Here is a 20,853-nt window from a genome sequence, read left to right as displayed (position 1 = left end):
AAAATGGAAGACAATAAAATAGCTGTAGGTTTAGATATTGGTACAACCAAAATTGTAGCCATGATTGGTCGTAAAAACGAATATGGTAAAATTGAAGTTATTGGCATTGGTAAAGCCAAAAGTTTAGGGGTAAAACGTGGTGTTGTGAGTAATATAACACAAACGATACAATCTATACAGCAAGCTGTAGATGAAGCAGAAAGTGTTTCTGGAATTAAGATAGAAGATGTTGTTGTAGGAATTGCTGGTCAACATATTAGGAGTTTGCATCATAGTGATTATATCACAAGAAATAACGCAGATGAAGTTATAGAAGAGTCAGATATTTATAATTTGGTAAATCAGGTTCATAAATTAGTGATGTTGCCTGGAGAGGAAATTATTCATGTATTACCACAAGAATTTAAAGTAGATTCTCAATCAGATATTAAAGAGCCAATTGGAATGTATGGAGGTCGTTTAGAAGCGAATTTTCATGTGGTTGTTGGGCAAGTTTCATCGATTAGAAATATTGGAAGATGTATTAAAAGTGCAGGTTTAAATTTAAACGAAATCACTTTAGAACCATTAGCATCTGCAGAAGCAGTGTTAAGTCAAGAAGAAAAAGAAGCAGGTGTTGCATTAATCGATATTGGTGGTGGAACCACAGATTTAGCCATTTTTAAAGATGGAATTATTAGACATACAGCAGTAATTCCTTTTGGTGGTAATGTAATTACAGATGATATAAAAGAAGGCTGTTCAATTATAGAAAAGCAAGCTGAATTATTAAAAATTAAGTTTGGTTCTGCTTGGCCAGGAGAAAATAAAGAATCAGAAATTGTGTCAATTCCTGGTTTAAGAGGAAGAGAACCAAAAGAGATTACGCTTAAAAATTTATCAAAAATTATACATGCAAGAGTTCAAGAAATTATTGAGCATGTATACTTAGAGATTAAAAATTACGGGCATGAAACGCAAAAAGGAAAACTGATTGCTGGGATTGTGTTAACAGGTGGTGGAGCTCAATTAAAACATTTACGCCAATTAGTAGAATATATTACTGGTATGGATGCAAGAATTGGTTTTCCAAACGAGCATTTGGCTGGCGACTCAGAAGAAGCATTATCAAGTCCTGCTTATGCAACAGCAGTTGGTTTGTTAATGGAGAGTTTAGAAAAAGAAGTAAAAGTTACGAAAACTGAAGAAGTTGTCGAGGAAATTACTCCTGAAAATATAGAAATTGAAAATGAAGAAGAAGAGTTAGAACCTGAAGTAGAAATCCCAAAAAAGCCAAAGAAAAAATCTTTTTTCGAAAAGTTTACAGAAGGCTTAAAGGATTTTTTAGATAATGCTGAATAAGTGTTAAGACTAAAGTTTCAAGATTAAAAAAAAGTAAAGAATTACAAAGAATAAAATAACAACCAAAAATACAAACGTTATTATGAGCGCAGATTTTGATAACATTGATTTTATAATGCCAAAAACACAATCGAACACTATTAAAGTAATAGGAGTTGGAGGAGGAGGAAGTAATGCTGTAAACCACATGTTTCAGCAGCACATTAATGGAGTAGATTTTGTAATCTGTAATACAGATGCACAAGCTTTAGAAAACAGTCCTATCCCTAATAAAATACAATTAGGAGCAAATCTTACATCTGGTTTAGGTGCAGGTGCAAACCCAGAAATTGGTGCACAAGCAGCTAAAGAAAGTATGCAAGAAATTCAGCAGATGCTAAACAACCAAACAAAAATGGTGTTTATTACTGCAGGAATGGGTGGTGGAACAGGAACTGGAGCTGCACCAATTATTGCTAAGATTGCAAAAGATATGGACATTCTTACAGTTGGTATTGTAACCATGCCTTTTGCTTTTGAAGGTAAAAGACGTACATCTCAAGCTCAATTAGGAATTGATCAACTGCGCCAAAATGTAGATTCTTTAATTGTTATCAATAATAATAAATTGCGTGAAGTTTATGGAAACCTTGGTTTTAAAGCTGGTTTCTCTAAAGCTGATGAAGTCTTATCTACTGCTTCTAAAGGAATTGCAGAAGTTATAACACATCACTATAAGCAAAATATTGACTTGCATGATGCTAAAACAGTGCTTTCTAATAGTGGAACAGCAATTATGGGTTCTGCAAAAGAAGAAGGTACAAGTAGAGCTAAAAATGCCATTGTAAAAGCGTTAGATTCTCCGTTATTAAACGATAATAAAATTACAGGAGCCAAAAATGTGTTGTTACTAATTGTTTCTGGTACAAGTGAGGTTACTTTAGATGAAATTGGAGAAATTAACGACTACATTCAAGATGAAGCTGGTTATGATGCCAATATCATTATGGGTATTGGAGAGGATGAAGAATTGGGAGATTCAATAGCTGTAACCATTGTTGCAACTGGTTTTGCAAAAGATCAACAAAGTACCATTACCAATACAGAGGTGAAAAAAATAGTACATACTTTAGAGGACGAACAAAAAGCAACCTATAATTTTGGTGAAAAAACAATTACAAAATCACCGTCTTTAGATACTCCATTAACAAATAAAACTGAGCAAAAAATTGTTCATACTTTAAGTGATGATACTGCAGATTCAACACCAAAAATGGATTTGATTTCTACAAACCCTATTATTGCTAGCATGCCAGTAAATTTCGAAGAAGTGAAAGCAACGAAAGTTGTTGAAGAAGATTTTATTATTACTGATGTTGTAAAAGAAACACAAGTCGAAGAGCAACCTGAAAGTACCCAAGCAAATTTATTATTCGATTTACCTTTAAAACAATCTGTAGAGATAAAAAAAGAGGAAGAAGTAAAGCAGAACTCAAATACAATTTCTAACAATGTACACAATGCAGAAAATTTTGAAGCGCAAAAAATAGCAGAAAAAAAAGAAACACGTTATGTGTTAGAAGATTTTGATTCGGCTCCTACTATAAGAAAAAGTTCTCAAATTACTGAGAAAAAAGTAATGGAAGAAGAAATTAAGTTCGAGTTAAGAACTGAAAAGTCTCAAGATGAAGTAAATGATATAAACACTTTTAGTGAAGAAGTTTCTCCTTTAGATTTAACAATAAGCGAACTGCAAAAAAGAGCTGAAGAGAGAAGGAAAAACATGAAGAAGTTTAATTATAGCTTTAATGAAAATTTAAGCAAAAATATAGACGAGATTGAGCGTCAGCCAGCATATAAAAGACAAGGGGTAGATTTAGATAGAAATAGTGCAATTAGTAAAACAAGAACTATTTTAAATAAAGATTCAGATGGAATCGATTTTAAATCGAACAATTCTTTTTTACATGATAATGTAGATTAAAGGAAAAATCTATAATTTTTAAAAATCACATCTCAAAAGGATGTGATTTTTTTTTGAATTTATTTAGAAAATCTCTTAATCATAATTATTTTACCATTTATCGATACCTTTTTGCAAGATGGCAGTTCTTTCACGATTTTTTTGAAGTGTCATAGTACTTTTGTATAAAATCATACAAATGAAAGCAATATTACAATTTACAAAAAGCACTAAAATTTTATCTTTAATCTTATTAGTAGGCTTATTTGGTTATGCACAGCAAGATCCATTTAATTGCGATTATAACGCATATTTATTTCAATATAATGACGTTTATGCATTAGATTTAGCTTCAGGAAATTCTTATTTGGTAAAGGAAGATATTGCTCCAGGTAGTTTAAATGCTGTGGGTTATAATCCTAAAGATGGTTATATCTGGGCGTCATTAAGTACGCCAGCTAAAACAATTGTGAAAATTGGTAAAAATTTTCAGTTGGAAACTTTTTATATTGATGAATTACCAGATACTAATAGATATGTTGGAGATGTAAGTTCAGAAGGTATTTATTATTTAAAAGGAGGAGGTAAAACTATTTATAAAATTGATTTGAATCCAAATTCTGAAAACTATGGTCAATTTATAAGTCAAGAAAACTTATCTGAAACTTTAAATATTCATGATTGGGCTTTTAATGCTGTAGATGGCCATTTATATGCAGTAGAGAAAAGAACAAATCATTTATATAGAATTAATTCAACAACAAATAACATCTCAGATTTAGGAGAAGTTCCTGTATTAAAAGGTTTGAATTATACCTATGGTGCTGTTTATTTTGATAAATCAGGAAGGTTTTATGTTTCTGCGAATCAAACAGGAACTGTGTATGTTATTCAGAATGTACAAACTTTAGAACCTAATTCTCAAATGGATTCTAATTTATTTGCTTTTGGACCTTCAAGTGCTTCAAATGATGGAGCAAGATGCCCAACAGCTCCTGTTCCTCAAGAAGATTGTGCAAACGGAATTGATGATGATGGAGATGGTTTGTCAGATTGTGATGATCCAGCTTGTTCTGGTATTGCAGCTTGCCCAATTATTGCACCACAAGTTTCTACAGGAAACTCAGGAGGCTTGGAAAGTAACGACCGTTTATCAATCCAAATAAATAAAAGAAACTATTTAAGAAGCAAAGCAAACTATGTTTTTAATAAGTTAAATGCTAAAAAAATCACCAAATCTAAATCCTATAAAAAAGCAGTTTCTAAAAACAGTAGTTTCAATCTTCAAGATTTAATTCCTATGGATGTAATTCCTGAAACGCAAGCAATAGAATCTTCTGCAACTGATTTGATAAACATTACAAATGCAACTGAACTTTTTTCTGTAGATTATATTAAGAATGATAAAACAATAGCAGTCGTTTTAGCTACTAAAACAGAAAATGGCGTTTATGAACATACAAAATACATTTGCGATAGACTTTTGGGAGCAGAACTATTATCTGTTTCAACCATAGAAATTAGAGAGCAAACTTTTATAAAATCGATTATAAAAAACGCAGATGGTAGTAAAGAATTTGTGTTAAGTTTTTCAGGAAAAGTTACCAATAATAATTCAAATTTTGAAATTGAAAGCCATTGGAACATAGATAAATATGAAGAAAATGCAACCTTTTACAATTTTCAAATTTGGACAAACAGTATAGACGATTTAATTACTTTAGGAGAAGAAGCTTTAGATTTGTTAAATACACAAAGAGCAATTTCATCGTATAATAATTCTGAACCACCAGCAGTTTTTGTAAAAAAAGGAAGTTACAAAAACGGAAATTTAGAGTTGGTACTTATTAATAAAAACAGAACTCAAAACATAACTTTTGATGCTGGTTTTAAACGAACAGAAACTTCAGTAACAGAATATTCTAACGCCACAATTCCATTAAATGGGAATTACATAAGTACAATTGTTATAGAAACTGGTAATATTTTTGATATTGGTTTTAGATTAGAAAACGAAAACAACCAAACTCCAGATGATTTATTTATGTCTGATGGTCCTTGGGGAGTAGATGATTCTTCTGAAGGAACAACGTTAAACGATTTTACCATTTCTCAAAATGATAATATGTATACTGGAAGTGGTTATAGAGTAGAAAGAAATATATCTTTAGAAGCAACAACAAGCACATATGTAGCAGCTTATAGAGCTTTTACTCCCAAATTTAATGCAGTAAACCTAGCTGAACATAAGGTATTAGAATTAGATGCTAGTGGTACAGGAGATTTAGAAATTGCAATCATCAAAGAAGGAATTGATGTTTGGGAAAATCAATTTAAAACAACCATAAAATTAACAGACTCACAAACACACTATGCAATTCCTTTAGAGTTTTTTAAAGCTAAAAATGGCACAAATATAGAGTTGTCTGATGCAGTTTCTATGGTTTTTACCATGTCTTCAAACGGAACAGATGTAATTGAAAAGAAAATGAAAATAGAAAATATAGAATTTACTCAAAAGGTATTAAGTGTAAATAATCAAATAATTCAAGAAAATGAAACGCTACTATACCCAAACCCTATGAATTTTAAAACAGCTATTCGTTTTTATTCAGAAATTGAAACAGAAACAAAAATTCAAGTATATAATACTGCAGGATTTTTAGTAAAAAAGGTAACAATAGAAACATTTATAGGAAATAATGAAATAGAAATCTTTAAAAAGGAATTATCATCAGGTTTGTATTTTATTAAAATCTCAAATGATTACAGAAACTATGAGCCTAAAAAATTACTCATCAATTAAAAAAATTCCCTATTTAAGAGATTTTCATAAAAATTTACCCCTAAAAAAAGAACCATCAAAATTTAGTTTTTGATGGTTTTTTCTTGTTTTATTTTAAGAAAAATAAAGTTTTTTTAATTTTTTTTCTCATTGTCGTAAACCATTAAATCTATAAAAATGCCTTTTGTTCCTTGCTTGTTAGGGTTTTAGGATGTAACAAAATAATTTATACTTCGTCTTACTTATATAACCAAACAAAATATAACATTATGAAAACTACATACACTAACACTATTGAAAGAGGAATTTTAACATCAAACTACAAAAGAGAAATTAGAGAAAATATTGCTAACTCTAGAAGAACAACATTATATAAAATGAAATCTATCATTGATAGACATCATGAAAAAGTACAAAGCCAAACTGGTACAATTTTACAAGTTTCATTATTTGCTTTTGCAATAATTATGATTGCTTTTTAAATAGGCTTAAACGTAAATAAAAAAAATCCATCTTAAAAAAGATGGATTTTAAATTTATAAATTTTTGAGTTTGTCAATCTGAACTTGTTTTAGATTCTGAAATAAATTTAGAAGCATAGTTTTGTTTTAACTCAACGCTTCTTTTATTCTTTTAATGGCTTCTCTAATTTGTAATTCAGAAGCTGCATAAGACATTCTAATACAATCAGGTGCACCAAAAGCATCTCCAGAAACTGTTGCAACATTGGCTTTTTCTAAAATAAATAAAGAAAAATCGCCTGCGTTTTCTATGGTAACTCCGTCAATGGTTTTTCCGAAGAAAGCAGAAACATCAGGAAAAACATAAAAAGCACCATCAGGAACGTTTATTTTAAAACCATCAATTTCTCTTAACAATCCAATAATGATATCTCTTCGAGTTTTAAACTCATCAACCATAAATTGAATTTTTTCAACTGGTGCTAAAACAGCAGTAATTGCAGCTCTTTGCGCAATACAATTTGTACCAGAAGTTACTTGACCTTGCATTTTTGTACAAGCTTTAGCAATCCATTCTGGAGCACCTAAATAACCAATTCTCCAACCAGTCATTGCAAATGCTTTTGCTAAACCGTTTACAGTAATGGTTCTATCGTACATGTTTTCGATTTGTGCAAAACTAAAAGGTTTGCAATCGTAGTTTATATGTTCGTAGATTTCATCTGATAAAATATAAATCTGTGGATGTTTTTCTAAAACTTTTGCCAACGCTCTATATTCTGCTTCACTAAAAATAGAACCAGAAGGATTGTTTGGCGAATTAAAGAAAACCATTTTTGTTTTTGGCGTAATTGCAGCTTCTAATTGTGCTGGTGTAATTTTAAAATTAGTATCAATAGTAGAAGGTATTTCTACAAAAGTAGCTTCACTTAAAATTGCAATTGCAGAATAACTTACCCAATAAGGTGCAGGTAATAAAACTTCATCACCTTTATTTAAAAGTACTTGTGCAACATTGGCTATCGATTGTTTTGCACCTGTAGAAACTACAATTTGATTTGGTTTGTAATCCAAATTATTATCGCGTTTAAACTTGGTACAAATCGCTTCTTTTAACTCTACATAACCATCTACAGGAGAATAAGAATTATAATTTTGGTTGATTGCTTCAATAGCAGCATCTTTAATAAAATCTGGTGTATTAAAGTCTGGTTCTCCCAAACTTAAACCAATAATATCTTTGCCTTCTGCTCTTAATTCTCTTGCTTTAGCAGCCATTGCTAAAGTTTGTGAAACTGGTAAACTTTTAATTCTGTCCGATAATGGATATGCCATTTTTCTAAAACTTTTTAATTATGCTAATTCTGGTTTTTGTCCTAAAACACCCAAATGTTTAAAATGCTCAACAAATGCTTTACTCATGGTTTTGTATTCGTTGTAAGGCAAATTAAATTCACTTGCTGTTTCTTTTACAATTTTAGCCAATTTGCTATAATGTACATGAGAAATATGAGGAAAAATATGATGTTCAACTTGATGATTTAAACCACCTGTATAAAAATTTACCAACCAATTGCTAGGTGCAAAGTTAGAGGTTGTGTATAATTGATGGACTGCCCAAGTGTGTTCTAAATTTCCTTCTTTGTCTGGTAATGGCATTGTTGTATTTGGTACAATGTGCGCCAATTGAAAAACAACGCTTAAAATCATACCAGCTGTATAGTGCATTACAAAAAAACCAAGGACAACTTTCCACCAAGAAATGTCTAAAATAGCTAAAGGTAAAACAATCCAAAGTGCGTAATAAGCAATTTTAGATATTACTAATTTAGTCCATTCTGTAGTAGGATTTGGAAATTTACCATACGATAATTTTCTTTTTAAGTATCTGTGCATTTGCTTTACATCTGTAGTAATTGCCCAGTTTATTGTTAATAATCCGTATAAAAAAATCGAATAATATTTTTGAATTTTATGGATTGGTAACCATGAAGAATGCTCTGAAAAACGAATAATTCTTCCAGCATCTATATCCTCATCATGTCCTTCTATATTTGTAAAAGTATGGTGTAAAACATTGTGTTGCACTTTCCAATTATATACGTTTCCTGCAAGGATGTAGATACTACTTCCCATTAATTTGTTTACCCATTTTCTTTTAGAAAAAGATTCGTGATTGGCATCATGCATCACATTCATACCAACACCAGCCATTCCTACTCCTGTTATAACCATTAAAAAAATCATGGCCCATTGAGGCATAGAAACTGTTAAAACTAGAATAAAAGGGATTAAAAAAAGCGAAAACATTAAGATAGCTTTTGTATATAATTTCCAGTTGCCAGTTCTTTTAATGTTGTTTTCTTTAAAGTAATTGTTTACTCTTTTATTTAGAGTTCTAAAGAACTTAGCTTTGTCTACTCTTGAGAAATTTATTGTTTTCATGTAAAAATTTAAAAGTGTAAAAATAATCTATTTAATTTTGCTATTAATGATAAACGTCAGTTTTTGTTTAGAATTGTTTCATTTCAAATAACTATTTTTGCAACACTAAAAATAAGCATAAATGGATATTATTCACAAATATTTTAAAAATTTATCAGAAACGCAAATCGAACAGTTTTCTAAACTACAAGAGTTGTACCAAGATTGGAATTTAAAAATTAATGTGGTTTCTAGAAAAGATATTGATGAATTATATTTACGTCACGTTTTACATTCTTTAGGAATTGCAAAAGTCATCAGCTTTAAAAATGGTTCTAAAGTATTAGATGTTGGTACAGGAGGTGGTTTTCCAGGAATTCCTTTAGCAATATTATTTCCAGAAACTCAGTTTCATTTGGTGGATTCTATTGGAAAAAAAATAAAAGTTGTTGATGAAGTTGTGGCTGGTTTAGGGTTAACAAACGTAAAAACTACTAATGGCAGAGTAGAAGAAGTAAAAGATACGTACGATTTTATTGTAAGTAGAGCAGTTGCCCAAATGGAAACTTTTGTGGGTTGGACAAAAGGAAGAATTGCAAAAAAACAAAATCACGATTTAAAAAACGGAATTCTATATTTAAAAGGTGGTGATTTATCAGAAGAATTACAAAAATATACGTCTGCAACAATTTACGATTTACCTTCTTATTTTGATGAAGAATTTTTCGAAACCAAAAAAGTTGTTCATTTAGGAATGAAGTTTAAAGGATAAGTACATTTTATATTATAAGTTTAAGTTCATCAAATTAATTTAAAACAGTTCATCATTTAATGTCATCATATCAAGAAGTTTTTGTTGTTTTTTGGGAAGAAGTTATAAAAAGCGTTCAAGAAAATCGTTTTGCCAAGTTAACCATGGCAAAAACAATAGGCAAACCCGATTTAAAAAACATTTTTGTAAGACCAATTTCTTTTCAAAATGATGCAAAGCTTATGGTGAAATTTAGCTACAGATCTGGAGAAACTGAAGATACAGAAACCGAACATACTTTAGAAGAAGCTTTTACGATTCTGAAATCACATCTTAAAAATCCATTTTTATCAGTTTTGCTTTTTACCACTACAAAAGATCTTACTTTTAAAATAAATAAAAAAGGAGCAGGAAGTATTTTAGAGAATTATCCAACGTTTCAGAACGTTACTTTGGTGGATAAAAGTGAAGGTTAATATATACATCAAGAGATAAAAAAATCGATAATTCTTAACTTTTTGAGTTAAATATAAAACCATTAGCGCAAATTAAACCTGTTTAACTTAAATACATTTGTTTAACTAAAAAACAAAAAAATGAATTTAAAAAGAACATTTGGTACAATTCTTACAGTTTTAGGAATTGCAGGATTAATTTTTACAGGTTACACAGTAATGCAAGGAGGATCAATTACTTCTATGATTGTAGTTGGTATTTTAGGTTTTATCTTTTTTGTTTATGGAATTAGTTTAGTAAAAAACACCAAAGACGAAGCTTAAACCATCAAGAATATATAAAATTAAAAAAACCAGTAATTTATTTTACTGGTTTTTTGTTTGTCAATTTTATACTCAAAAATATAGGTTTTTTAAAATAAACCGTTTATTTGAGAATCTATTCTATCTATAATATAACCTAAATCTTCTTGATTCTTCACAAAATCTAAATGATCCACATCAATTACCAATAATTTTCCTTTGGTGTAAGTTGATATCCAAGCTTCATAACGTTCGTTTAATCTACTTAAATAATCGATGCTTATAGAGTTTTCATATTCTCTGCCACGTTTGTGAATTTGTCCAACCAATGTAGAAATATCCGCTCGTAAATAAATTAATAAATCTGGTGGAGTTACCAAGTTTTCCATCAGCTCAAATAATGAACTGTAATTGCCAAAATCTCTATTGGTCATTAAACCCATTGCATGCAAATTGGGCGCAAAAATATTGGCATCTTCGTAAATGGTTCTATCTTGAATGATGTTTTTACCAGTTTCTCTCAACTCTAAAATTTGGCGAAACCTACTATTTAAAAAGTAAACCTGTAAGTTAAAAGACCAACGTTCCATTTCGCCATAAAAATCATCTAAGTAAGGATTTTCATCCACAGATTCGAAATGAGGTTTCCATTTGTAATGTTTGGCTAAAAGTTTTGTGAGGGTGGTTTTGCCAGCACCAATATTACCTGCAATTGCAACGTGCATATTCTTAAATTCTAAAAAGGTTAAAAGAGATGCTAAAGTAGTAAAAAATATAAGTTCTGTAATGCTAACAAATTAATTTATATCCAAAACCTCGAACATTTAAAATTTGAATGTTACTGTCTTTCTTTAATTTTTTACGGAGTTTACTAATAAAAACATCCATGCTTCTGGCGTTAAAAAAATCGTCATTTCCCCATAATTTGTTCAGAATAAAGGTTCTATCTAAAACCGCATTTTTCTTTTCATAGAGATAAAAAAGTAATTGCGCTTCTCTGTGGGTAAGTTGTTCAGTTTCCGATGAAAATTCTAAGGTTTGTTTTGTTAAATTAAAAATATACTCACCAATTGTAATATTTTCAACGTCTGTTTTTAGTTCGATTCTATTGAGTAACGCTTTTATTCTAACAATTAATTCTTCCATCGAAAAAGGTTTTTTTAAATAATCATTTCCACCATGATTAAAACCCTCTAAAACATCTGAGGTTTGCGATTTTGCCGTTAAAAATATAATCGGAATTCCTTTATTCTCTAATCGGATTTCTTTAGCTAAAGTGAAACCATCTTTTTTGGGCATCATTACATCCAACACCAAAATATCTGGTTTTTTTGTTTGATACATTTCTAAAGCTTCTTCGCCATTTTCTGCATGAAAAACAGTAAAATCTCTAGATTCTAAACTCTCTTTTACTATCATTCCTAAACTAGCTTCATCTTCAGCTAAAAGTACTTTTATCTTACTCATGGGGCATTGTTATTTTAAAAATGGTTTGTTTTTTGTCAGAATTTAAAGTGATGTTTCCAGCATGTTTATCGATTATTTTTTTACAATAATACAAACCAATTCCAAAACCTTTTACATCATGTGTGTTTCCTTTTGGGACTCTATAAAATTTATCAAATATTTTTTCTTGTTGATTTCTTTCAATACCATTTCCATCATCAGCAATCGTTATTTCTGTAGATTTTAAAATGGAATTGATATTAATTTCAATGCTATTTCCACCATATTTAATAGCATTATCTATCAAATTAGAAATCACATTTTCAAAATGAAAAACATCAACATGCAAATAAATTGGTTTTAAGTTCGATGAAAAAACGAGCTCTTTATTGTTGGCCAACATTTGATGTTTATGAACTAATCTTTCAGTCATTTCAACAACATCTATCGTTTCTTTTTTCAATAATAATTGTTCACTGTCTAAAGTAGCAGTTTCTAACAATTTCTCCACCATTTGATGTAACTTTTTCAGCTGTACACCAGACATTGCTAAATATTTTTTGGTTTTTTCTTTATCATCTAAAACATTAAAATTTTCAATAGCTTCAATAGCTGTAGAAACTGTAGCAATTGGTGTTTTAAATTCGTGGGTAATATTGCTAATTAAATCGTTTTTTATAATGGCTAACTCTTTTTGTTGGTTGATGATTTTTAACAAATAAAATAAACTAGAAATTATTAAAAGTGATAACAAAAGTGAAAGTGAAATACCGCCAAAACTTCTTTTAATAGCCTCAAAATTTGGATTGTTATACATCAATTTAAAATTTTGATCATCTTTTACGTAGGTAGATTTTGATGTTACAACAAACGTTTCATCATTTAAAATAGAGTCTTTAGTTTGGTGAAAAAGTGTATCATTTTTTATGTGATGAAAACTAGTTTTGATATCAATTCCCTTTTGTTTAAGTTGTTCATCAATTAAGGAATCTATTTTTTGATAGTCTACAGAACTGTCAAAAAAAGATATAAACATGGGTTTTAAATCTTTAATCAATTTTAAACTATCTGCAGATTTTTTTCCTTTAAAGTATTTTACAGTGGTTTTTACCCCAGTTTTACTAATGTTAAAACCATTTTTAGCATCTGTAAATTGGGTAAATAAGAGGGTAGAATCTATTTTTTTGTTCGAGATTTTTCGAAGAGAATCATCCGCATTAAATTCGGTTGCAAATTCCTTCATGTCATACATCATCGAATCTAATTGCTTTTGCGATAAATTTTCATCCGAAGTTATTTTTATATCATTAATAGTAAATTTTGGTTTTATACCTTGGGTTTGATTTTTTTTTATGTTCTTTACTAAAGAGTCAAAAGGCACTTCAGAAGAAAATTTAATATCAATTTTATCTTGACTTGGTTTTAAAATGGTTAAAAAGTCTTTTTTAGCCAACGTTGCATAATATTCTTCTATAGCATTGTCTAAGCTCAACTGAATTTCGTTAGTAACTCGTTGTTTGTTTTCTTCGTAATTTTTGAAGTTCCAATAAAATTGTACTCCAATTGTTGTGAACACTGTAACAGCAATTAAGTAGAAAATCCAAGAATATTTTTTATTTTCCATATGCCAAATATAAGTAGTAAATTTATAATAATTAGCTAGTTAACACTCGTTAACGTTCGTTAACCTTAAAAAGTAAGTTGATGTTGTTTCTTTGTGGTGTAATCAAATAAAAACTATTTAATATGAAAAATTTAGCAACGTTAGTACTCTTGTTTTTTGCATCAATAACTATTGGGCAACATAAAAGTATAGCAATTAGCGAATCTTTAAACACAGATACAGAAGTAAAAGTAACATCGATGTCTTATAGTGTAAACTCTGTAAAAGAATTAGAAACTATAAATTGGGAAGAAGTAAAAACTATCTTTGAAAGTAATAAAGATGATGAAACTATTAAATTGAGTTTTGCAATAAAGTTGAAAAAAAGTGAAAATAAAAAGGTATCTATTTCTAGTAAATTTTCTGTGGAAGGAAAATCTGAAAATATAGATGATTTAATTGCCAAATCTAAAAAAGGAATTAACGGATTGATAAAATTATATAACAAATACGAAAACAACTAAATTATGAAAACAATTATAACAATAATAGCATTAGTCTTTATTACAGCATTAAATGCTCAAAATTTTACAGGTAAAGCAATTTATAAAACCAGTAAAAAATCAGATGTAAAATTTGGTGAGGGACAAGAAGGAATAACAGATAAAATGCGAGAGGAGTTTCAAAAAAGACTCCAAAAAATGAATCAAAAAACATTTATTTTGAATTTTGATAAAAATACTTCTATTTACAAAGAAGAAGAAAAGTTAGAAGCACCAAAAACAAAAGTAGGTTCTGCAGGAATTAAGATGATTTCTTTAGGAGGCTCAGGAAGCGCAGATATTTATTATAAAAACATCAAACAAAAAAAGTTTGCAAACAAAACTGAAATTATGGGCAAAGCTTTTTTAGTAAAAGATAAATTAAAGGAGTATGATTGGGAATTATCATCTGAAACAAAAAATATAGGACAGTATACCTGTTATAAAGCTACTCATACAAAAGAAGTAGAAAATAAAACGATAAGTATGGTAAATGGAAAAACTAAAGAAAACATAACTAAAGAAACCGTAGTTACTACTGCTTGGTATACTACTCAAGTTGCAATTAGTAATGGACCAGCTGATTACCAAGGTTTGCCAGGTTTAATCTTAGAAATAAACGATGGTAAAAACATGATTGTTTGTACCGAGATTATTTTAAATCCAGAAAATGCAACAGAAATTAAAGAACCAACTAAAGGGAAGGTAGTTTCTTTAAAGAAATACAAAAAAATTCAAAAAGAAAAATCTGACGAATTGATGGAGAAAATGAAAAGTAGAAAAGGGATTGATTTAGGAAATGGTATCAATATTAAGATGGGAGGCTAGTATTTTGTTAAAGTGTGTTAAAGTTTTAAACGTCCATGTAACTTTTTACTTTTACAAAGTCTAACCCTATGTAATAAGATTATTTTTGACGAAAACTAAAACAAAATTTATGAAATCAATTTTTACATTCTTTATAGCATTCTTAACGATTACCACCTTTGCTCAAAAAGATTTTCAAGGTAAAGCTACGTATATGTCTAAAACATCAATGGACATGAATAGATTTGGGAATCAAATGAGCGAGCAACAAAAGAAACAAATGATGGAGCGTATGAAAAGTTTTTTAGAAAAAACATACATTCTAACATTTAATAAAAATGAATCTTCTTTTAAAGAAGAAGCAAAATTAGATGCTCCAGGAACACAAGGCTCAAGATGGGGTGCTAGTAATGGACAAGGTTCTATTTACAAGAATTTAAAAGACCGTGAAATGATTGAAGACGTAGAGCAATTTAGCAAGCGTTTTTTAATTGTTGAAGCTATGGAGCAGCCAAAATGGGAACTAGGTACAGAAAGTAAAAAGATAGGTCAGTACACAGTTTATAAAGCTACAATGACCACTGTTGACACAAAAATTGATTGGGGAGGAATTTTTAGAAGAGGTAGAAATCAAGAAAAAGATACTACCAATACAGAAGATAAAGAAGCTGAAAAGATACTAAACGTTACTGCTTGGTATTCTCCACAAATTCCTGTAAGCTCAGGTCCGGAATCTTATTGGGGCTTACCTGGTTTAATTTTAGAATTAAGTGCTGGAGATACTGTAATGTTATGTACAGAAATTGTATTAAACCCTTCAGATGCTGTAGAAATTGATAAACCTACTAAAGGTAAAGAAGTGAATAGAGACGAATACAATGCCATTATCAAAGAAAAAACAGAAGAACTTAAAGAACGTTTTCAAAATAATAGAGGTAGTGGAAGAGGTAGATTTTAAATCTTCTTAACCAAACATATAAATATCAACTAATTTTTACACATGAAAAAAATACTACTAATCGCCATATTTTTGGTGTCTTGGGTTTCAACTGCCCAAATTAATTTAACTGGAATTGTTAAAGATTCTATTGGTACTCCTTTAGAAATGGCAAATGTAATTGCTTTAGATACTGTTGCTAAAAGAATTGCTTCTTATGGTTTTACAGATGCTAATGGAAGTTTTAAACTAGAATTAGCAAAAAATACTACGTACAATATAAAAATAAGTTATATCGGTTTTAAAGAAATCAGTGAATTTGTAAGGACTAGTGATAAAAATATCACTAAAACTTATACGATGGTAGAAGATAACATGCTAGATGGTATTAACATCGTATCTAAAATGCCTGTTAGAATAAAAGGTGATACTATTATTTACGATGCAGATTCTTTTAAAAATGGGTCTGAAAGAAAACTAAAAGATGTTTTAGAAAAATTACCAGGAGTTGAAATAAATGATGCAGGTCAAATTGAAGTTGAAGGAAAACCTGTAGAAAAAATAATGGTAGATGGTAAAGAATTTTTTAGTGGAGATACTAAGTTAGCCACAGAAAACATACCTTCTAATGCCGTTGATAAAATTGAGGTTTTAAGAAATTTTTCTAGTGTAAACCAATTAAGTGGCGTACAAGACAATCAAAACAGAGTTGCTATCAATATTAAACTAAAAGAAGGTAAAAAGAATTTCTGGTTTGGTGATGTTTATGCTGGGGCTGGTGCCTCACCTAATGATGGTTTATATTTATTTCAACCGAAACTATTTTATTATACTCCAAAATATACAATTAATATTATTGGAGATATTAATAATATAGGAGAAGCTGTTTTAGATAGAGGAGATTTAAGATCTTTTACAGGTGGTTTTCGAAGTCAAAGTCCATCAAATGGTACAAATATTAATTTAGCTAGTGCAGGTATTGGTTTTTTAACTGCAAATGCCAGAAATGCAAATAGAATAGAGACGAAGTTAACTGCGTTAAACTTTAGTTATTCACCAAATCCAAAGTTAGATTTAAGTGGATATTTAATTTGGTCAGGAAACTCTAATGGACGACGTAATAGAAATATTATAAACTATAATGATGCATCAATACAAGACGATGTTACAGATAATACAACAGATCAAACTAGTAATTCTGGATTATTTAATTTTAAATCAGTTTATAAAAAAAATATAGATAACCAAATAAATTATGATTTGAATGGACGTTTTACAAATGAGTTTAGAACTGATAATGGTACTTCGCAAGTGATTGGTAATAACGTACCAATTTTAGAAAATGAAAATGCAACACCATTTACTATCAATCAGAATTTAAGTTATTTTTACACAGCAAGTGCAACTAGCATTTTTGCATTAGAAGTACAGCATCAAATACAAGACGAAGATCCATTTTATGTATCTTCTTTAGAAAATTTTGACCAAGATCCAAATAATAATGCAGATGGATTTGATTCTGCAGCAGATGTGTTAGGGCTAGATAAAACACAACAATTTTATACTTTAGAACAAGACAGGCGTGTAAAGTCTAATCAATTAGATGCGAAGTTAGACTACTATTACATCATTAATAAAAAGAGTAACTTTAACTTTGTTGGAGGGACTATTTTAAGCAGACAGAACTTTGACTCAAGATTTTTTCAAATATTAGATAATCAAAATACTCTCAATCCAAGTTTAAATATTCCAAATGTACCTAATGCCAGTACTACCAATGATGTAGAATATAATTTTACAGATTTATATGGAGGAATGCGTTACAGAGTAAAATCAGGAATCTTTACCTTTAGACCAGGATTTACGCTACATTCTTATAATTTGAATAATACTCAAGCAGGCATAACACCTGATTTTAGCGATAGCTTTACTAGATTTTTACCTGAATTAAATATAATAGCTCAATTTAAACAAAGCGAAAGTTTAGAGTTAAATTATAGAGAGCAAGTTAATTTTACAGATGTAAACCAAGTTGCACAAGGTATTGTAGCAAATAGTTTCAGTTCTTTTTTCTTTGGAAATAATGATATTATGAATGCTAGAGTACAAACTGCAAGTTTAAATTATAGAAGCTTTAATTTGTTTAATAATACATTTGTTTTTGGGGGTCTTACTTACAATAAAACTATGGAGCAAATATCTACAATTGCAGATTTTGTGCCAGATGCAAATAATCCAAATTTAAGATCTATAGTCTCTACAAATACCAATTTAAATTTACCTTTTGATATAGAAAGTATATCTGCTTTTGGACGTGTAACAAAAACTTTTGGTAAAATTAGAACAAGTTTAGGAGCTAATTATACAGATGCTGAGTTTTTTCAGCTATTTGGACAAACCACAACTCAAATAAATACCAAAAATTATTCATTAACACCAAGTATTAGAACTAATTTTAGAAAAGCACCAAATGTAAGTTTAAATTATAGAGCTTCATTTTCAGATCAAGATAGAACAGAATTAAATAGCGGCATAATTTCTACTTTTGAAACTGTTACTCATGCACCTTCTTTAAATTTTGATGCTTATATTTGGAACTCGTTAACAGTAAAAACAGATTTTACATATAACGAAGTAAGACAAAATGGTCAACATCAAAATTCATTTAAAATTTGGGATTTCTCAATGTCTTATAGAAAAGATAGAGATGCAAAATGGGAGTATGAATTAGAAGCAAGTAACATTTTAGGAACAGAATCTAACATAAGAGTGAACAATGGAAATATTTCAAACTCTATAAACGAAACCTTTATCTTACCAAGGTTGATTACATTTAGATTACGTTATCAATTATAATTCTTTTAAAAATATTTAAATATAAAATGGCTCAATCTTGAGCCATTTTTTTATTTTAGCCAAATGAGTTTATTTGCATCAAAATCTGCTATGTATACAACTTACAAAACATTAGGTTTGTTGTATTTATTTTTTGTAATTGGCTTATTTTTAGATAGTTTTTACATGGTAGAAATTACTGAAAATGCTCAATTTTATGCAAACTCATTGATGCTTTTAGTTTTTGTAATTACTTTTTTTAAGGTTCCAAAACGATTAAAAGAACAAATGCTAGCAGCAGTGCTCATTGGTTTTTTTGGGGAGTATTTATTTTCCGTTTTTCTAGGAATGTATACCTATAGATTGGGTAATGTGCCACTTTATATTCCTTTTGGGCATGCGTTTGTGTACATTGCTGTTTTGTGTTTTTCTAAAGCAGCATCTATAAAAAAACATCGAATTTTATTAGAGAAAGTTTTTGCAATTTCTATATTTATCTATGCAAGTGCATTTTTATTTTTTGAGAATGATGTTTTTGGTTTTGTAATGACAATAGCAACATTGCTAATTTTAAGAAACAAACCTAGAGAACGTCTTTTCTATGTAACCATGTATATTTCAGTAGCGGTTTTAGAAATTATTGGTACCTATTACCAATGTTGGTGGTGGCCAAATACAGCTTTTGATGTGATTCCGTTTTTGCCAAGTTATAACCCACCAAGTGGCATTAGTTTGTTTTATTTTTTATTAGATTTGGGTTGTTTATGGGTATATAAAAAACGTCATAAAATTACTTGGAAACGCATGAAGAATATTAGGAAGATTCGTTTAGAAAATAGTTAGCTCTTTAAAGATTAAGATTAAAAATTTCTTTATATTTAAGTGTAAATTTTTCATGAAAATTAAAATGTCTCTGACAAGTTTAGGCTGACATTTTGAGATTAAATGTATTTTCTTACATGTATAATATTAATTGTACTTTACATTATCAATTCATACTAACAATGTCACACTGAGCTTGTCGAAGTGTTTTTTAAATACTAAAAATGTCTATTAAAGTTTCTAAAATTTCTAAAGTATATGGTTCTCAAAAGGCACTGAACAACGTTTCTTTTGCAGCTGAAAAAGGGCAAATAATTGGTTTTTTAGGCCCAAATGGAGCTGGGAAATCAACCATGATGAAAATCTTAACAGGTTTTATAAAACCAGATTCAGGTGAAGTTTTTGTTGATGAAATTGATGTTTTAAAAAATCCATTAGAAGCACAAAAAACAATTGGATATTTGCCAGAGCAAAATCCATTGTATAAAGAAATGTATGTTCGTGAGTATTTACAATTCCAAGCAAATATTTTTAATATTTCGTCTGCGCTCGATATGACAGCAAAAAAACAGATAGAAATTTGCATCGAAAAAGTTGGTTTAACAATAGAAGCTCATAAAAAAATACATCAACTTTCCAAAGGTTATCAACAAAGAGTTGGTTTGGCAGCAGCCATTTTGCACAATCCATCAGTTTTAATTTTAGATGAACCAACCACAGGTTTAGATCCAAATCAATTGGTAGAAATTAGACAATTGATAAAAGACTTAGGCAAAGAGAAAACCGTTTTATTTTCTACACATATTATGCAAGAAGTAGATGCTGTTTGCGATCGAGTTATCATTATAAAAAAAGGAGAGATTTTGGTTGATAAAAAACTATCAACTTTAAAAGAAAATAAACAGCAAGTTATAGAAGTTACTTTTAATATGTTGATTGATGAAAAATTATTTCATCAACTTAAAAATTTAGTAGCATTTAATAATTTATCAGAAAATACTTGGCAATTATTCTTCAATTCTAATGAAGATATGCGTTCTAAAATCTTCGACTTCGCTCAAGAAAATAACTTGAAAATTTTAGGATTAACAGCTCAAAATAAAAATTTAGAAACGCTTTTTAGAGAAGTTACTGCTTAAAACTATATTTAAAACTTTAGTTTTTAGTTAAATTTATTATTTCGACGATAGGAGAAATCCCATAATTTTGTAACAAATTAGATGAGGTTTCTCCTAAATCTGCTAGTGCTCGTTTTTAACGATTACCCATAAATTAAAATCTTTGACGGCACTCGTTAAAAACGAGCGCTAGCGAAGTGAATTTAAATTTTGGCTAAAAAGAATCTAAGAAAACTTGAAGCATAAAGTTTAGAAATAAAAAAAACGGTTACAATTTTTAA

General features: G+C 29.4%; 18 protein-coding genes. 13 read left to right on the top strand and 5 right to left on the bottom strand.

Going from position 1 to position 20,853, the window contains the following annotated elements:
* Nucleotides 1-3: 3 nt before the first annotated feature.
* The 4 genes from ftsA to P161_RS0102145 all read left to right on the top strand — a co-directional run bounded on the left by ftsA (nucleotide 4) and on the right by P161_RS0102145 (nucleotide 6,550).
* Nucleotides 4-1,341 (top strand): cell division protein FtsA, encoded by a 1,338-nt coding sequence (ftsA, locus tag P161_RS0102160; protein WP_026775445.1) that lies wholly within the window; start codon nucleotides 4-6, stop codon nucleotides 1,339-1,341.
* Nucleotides 1,342-1,423: 82 nt separating this feature from the next.
* Nucleotides 1,424-3,304: a cell division protein FtsZ gene (ftsZ, locus tag P161_RS0102155; protein WP_026775444.1), complete on the top strand. Its 1,881-nt coding sequence runs from the start codon at nucleotides 1,424-1,426 to the stop codon at nucleotides 3,302-3,304.
* A gap of 178 nt (nucleotides 3,305-3,482) precedes the next feature.
* Nucleotides 3,483-6,089, top strand: coding sequence for a T9SS type A sorting domain-containing protein (locus tag P161_RS0102150; protein WP_026775443.1), 2,607 nt, complete (start codon nucleotides 3,483-3,485; stop codon nucleotides 6,087-6,089).
* Nucleotides 6,090-6,337: 248 nt separating this feature from the next.
* On the top strand, nucleotides 6,338-6,550 hold the full coding sequence (locus tag P161_RS0102145) for a hypothetical protein (RefSeq protein ID WP_026775442.1): 213 nt from the start codon (nucleotides 6,338-6,340) through the stop codon (nucleotides 6,548-6,550).
* Nucleotides 6,551-6,676: 126 nt separating this feature from the next.
* Here P161_RS0102145 and P161_RS0102140 read toward each other — a convergent pair whose 3' ends face one another.
* Together P161_RS0102140 and P161_RS0102135 are read right to left on the bottom strand one after the other, a co-directional pair.
* Nucleotides 6,677-7,864 carry a pyridoxal phosphate-dependent aminotransferase gene (locus P161_RS0102140; RefSeq protein ID WP_026775441.1) on the bottom strand — a complete coding sequence of 396 codons (1,188 nt, stop codon included), beginning with the start codon at nucleotides 7,862-7,864 and terminating at the stop codon, nucleotides 6,677-6,679.
* Between the two features lie 18 nt (nucleotides 7,865-7,882).
* Nucleotides 7,883-8,974: an acyl-CoA desaturase gene (locus P161_RS0102135; protein WP_026775440.1), complete on the bottom strand. Its 1,092-nt coding sequence runs from the start codon at nucleotides 8,972-8,974 to the stop codon at nucleotides 7,883-7,885.
* A gap of 121 nt (nucleotides 8,975-9,095) precedes the next feature.
* On the opposite strand from P161_RS0102135, the gene rsmG reads away from it, so the two are divergent.
* From rsmG to P161_RS0102120, 3 genes are all read left to right on the top strand, one after another.
* Entirely contained in the window at nucleotides 9,096-9,725 is a 630-nt protein-coding gene (gene rsmG, locus P161_RS0102130) for a 16S rRNA (guanine(527)-N(7))-methyltransferase RsmG (RefSeq protein ID WP_026775439.1), read from the top strand.
* Nucleotides 9,726-9,784: 59 nt separating this feature from the next.
* Nucleotides 9,785-10,180: a hypothetical protein gene (locus P161_RS0102125; RefSeq protein ID WP_026775438.1), complete on the top strand. Its 396-nt coding sequence runs from the start codon at nucleotides 9,785-9,787 to the stop codon at nucleotides 10,178-10,180.
* A 120-nt stretch (nucleotides 10,181-10,300) separates the two neighbouring features.
* Nucleotides 10,301-10,483: a hypothetical protein gene (locus tag P161_RS0102120; RefSeq protein ID WP_026775437.1), complete on the top strand. Its 183-nt coding sequence runs from the start codon at nucleotides 10,301-10,303 to the stop codon at nucleotides 10,481-10,483.
* Nucleotides 10,484-10,572: 89 nt separating this feature from the next.
* Here P161_RS0102120 and P161_RS0102115 read toward each other — a convergent pair whose 3' ends face one another.
* From P161_RS0102115 to P161_RS0102105, 3 genes are all read right to left on the bottom strand, one after another.
* Nucleotides 10,573-11,187 carry a deoxynucleoside kinase gene (locus P161_RS0102115; protein ID WP_026775436.1) on the bottom strand — a complete coding sequence of 205 codons (615 nt, stop codon included), beginning with the start codon at nucleotides 11,185-11,187 and terminating at the stop codon, nucleotides 10,573-10,575.
* 64 nt (nucleotides 11,188-11,251) lie between these two features.
* Nucleotides 11,252-11,929 (bottom strand): response regulator transcription factor, encoded by a 678-nt coding sequence (locus P161_RS0102110; RefSeq protein ID WP_026775435.1) that lies wholly within the window; start codon nucleotides 11,927-11,929, stop codon nucleotides 11,252-11,254.
* Nucleotides 11,922-13,532 (bottom strand): sensor histidine kinase KdpD, encoded by a 1,611-nt coding sequence (locus P161_RS0102105; RefSeq protein WP_026775434.1) that lies wholly within the window; start codon nucleotides 13,530-13,532, stop codon nucleotides 11,922-11,924. The genes P161_RS0102110 and P161_RS0102105 overlap by 8 nt, the downstream gene beginning before the upstream one ends.
* 122 nt (nucleotides 13,533-13,654) lie before the next feature.
* Here P161_RS0102105 and P161_RS0102100 point away from each other — a divergent pair, with 122 nt between their 5' ends.
* From P161_RS0102100 to gldA, 6 genes are all read left to right on the top strand, one after another.
* Nucleotides 13,655-14,035 (top strand): hypothetical protein, encoded by a 381-nt coding sequence (locus P161_RS0102100; protein WP_026775433.1) that lies wholly within the window; start codon nucleotides 13,655-13,657, stop codon nucleotides 14,033-14,035.
* A gap of 3 nt (nucleotides 14,036-14,038) precedes the next feature.
* Nucleotides 14,039-14,881 carry a GLPGLI family protein gene (locus tag P161_RS0102095; protein ID WP_026775432.1) on the top strand — a complete coding sequence of 281 codons (843 nt, stop codon included), beginning with the start codon at nucleotides 14,039-14,041 and terminating at the stop codon, nucleotides 14,879-14,881.
* A 109-nt stretch (nucleotides 14,882-14,990) separates the two neighbouring features.
* Nucleotides 14,991-15,818 carry a GLPGLI family protein gene (locus tag P161_RS0102090; RefSeq protein ID WP_026775431.1) on the top strand — a complete coding sequence of 276 codons (828 nt, stop codon included), beginning with the start codon at nucleotides 14,991-14,993 and terminating at the stop codon, nucleotides 15,816-15,818.
* A gap of 42 nt (nucleotides 15,819-15,860) precedes the next feature.
* Complete coding sequence (locus tag P161_RS0102085) at nucleotides 15,861-18,653, top strand: carboxypeptidase-like regulatory domain-containing protein (protein ID WP_026775430.1); 2,793 nt, start codon at nucleotides 15,861-15,863, stop codon at nucleotides 18,651-18,653.
* 63 nt (nucleotides 18,654-18,716) lie between these two features.
* Nucleotides 18,717-19,475 (top strand): hypothetical protein, encoded by a 759-nt coding sequence (locus P161_RS0102080; RefSeq protein ID WP_026775429.1) that lies wholly within the window; start codon nucleotides 18,717-18,719, stop codon nucleotides 19,473-19,475.
* 203 nt (nucleotides 19,476-19,678) lie between these two features.
* Complete coding sequence (gene gldA, locus P161_RS0102075; RefSeq protein ID WP_026775428.1) at nucleotides 19,679-20,593, top strand: gliding motility-associated ABC transporter ATP-binding subunit GldA; 915 nt, start codon at nucleotides 19,679-19,681, stop codon at nucleotides 20,591-20,593.
* Nucleotides 20,594-20,853: the final 260 nt, after the last annotated feature.

The sequence above is a fragment of the Polaribacter sp. Hel_I_88 genome (genome assembly GCF_000687935.1).
Classification (GTDB): Bacteria; Bacteroidota; Bacteroidia; order Flavobacteriales; family Flavobacteriaceae; genus Polaribacter.
This window is presented reverse-complemented; position numbering and strand designations above follow the sequence as displayed.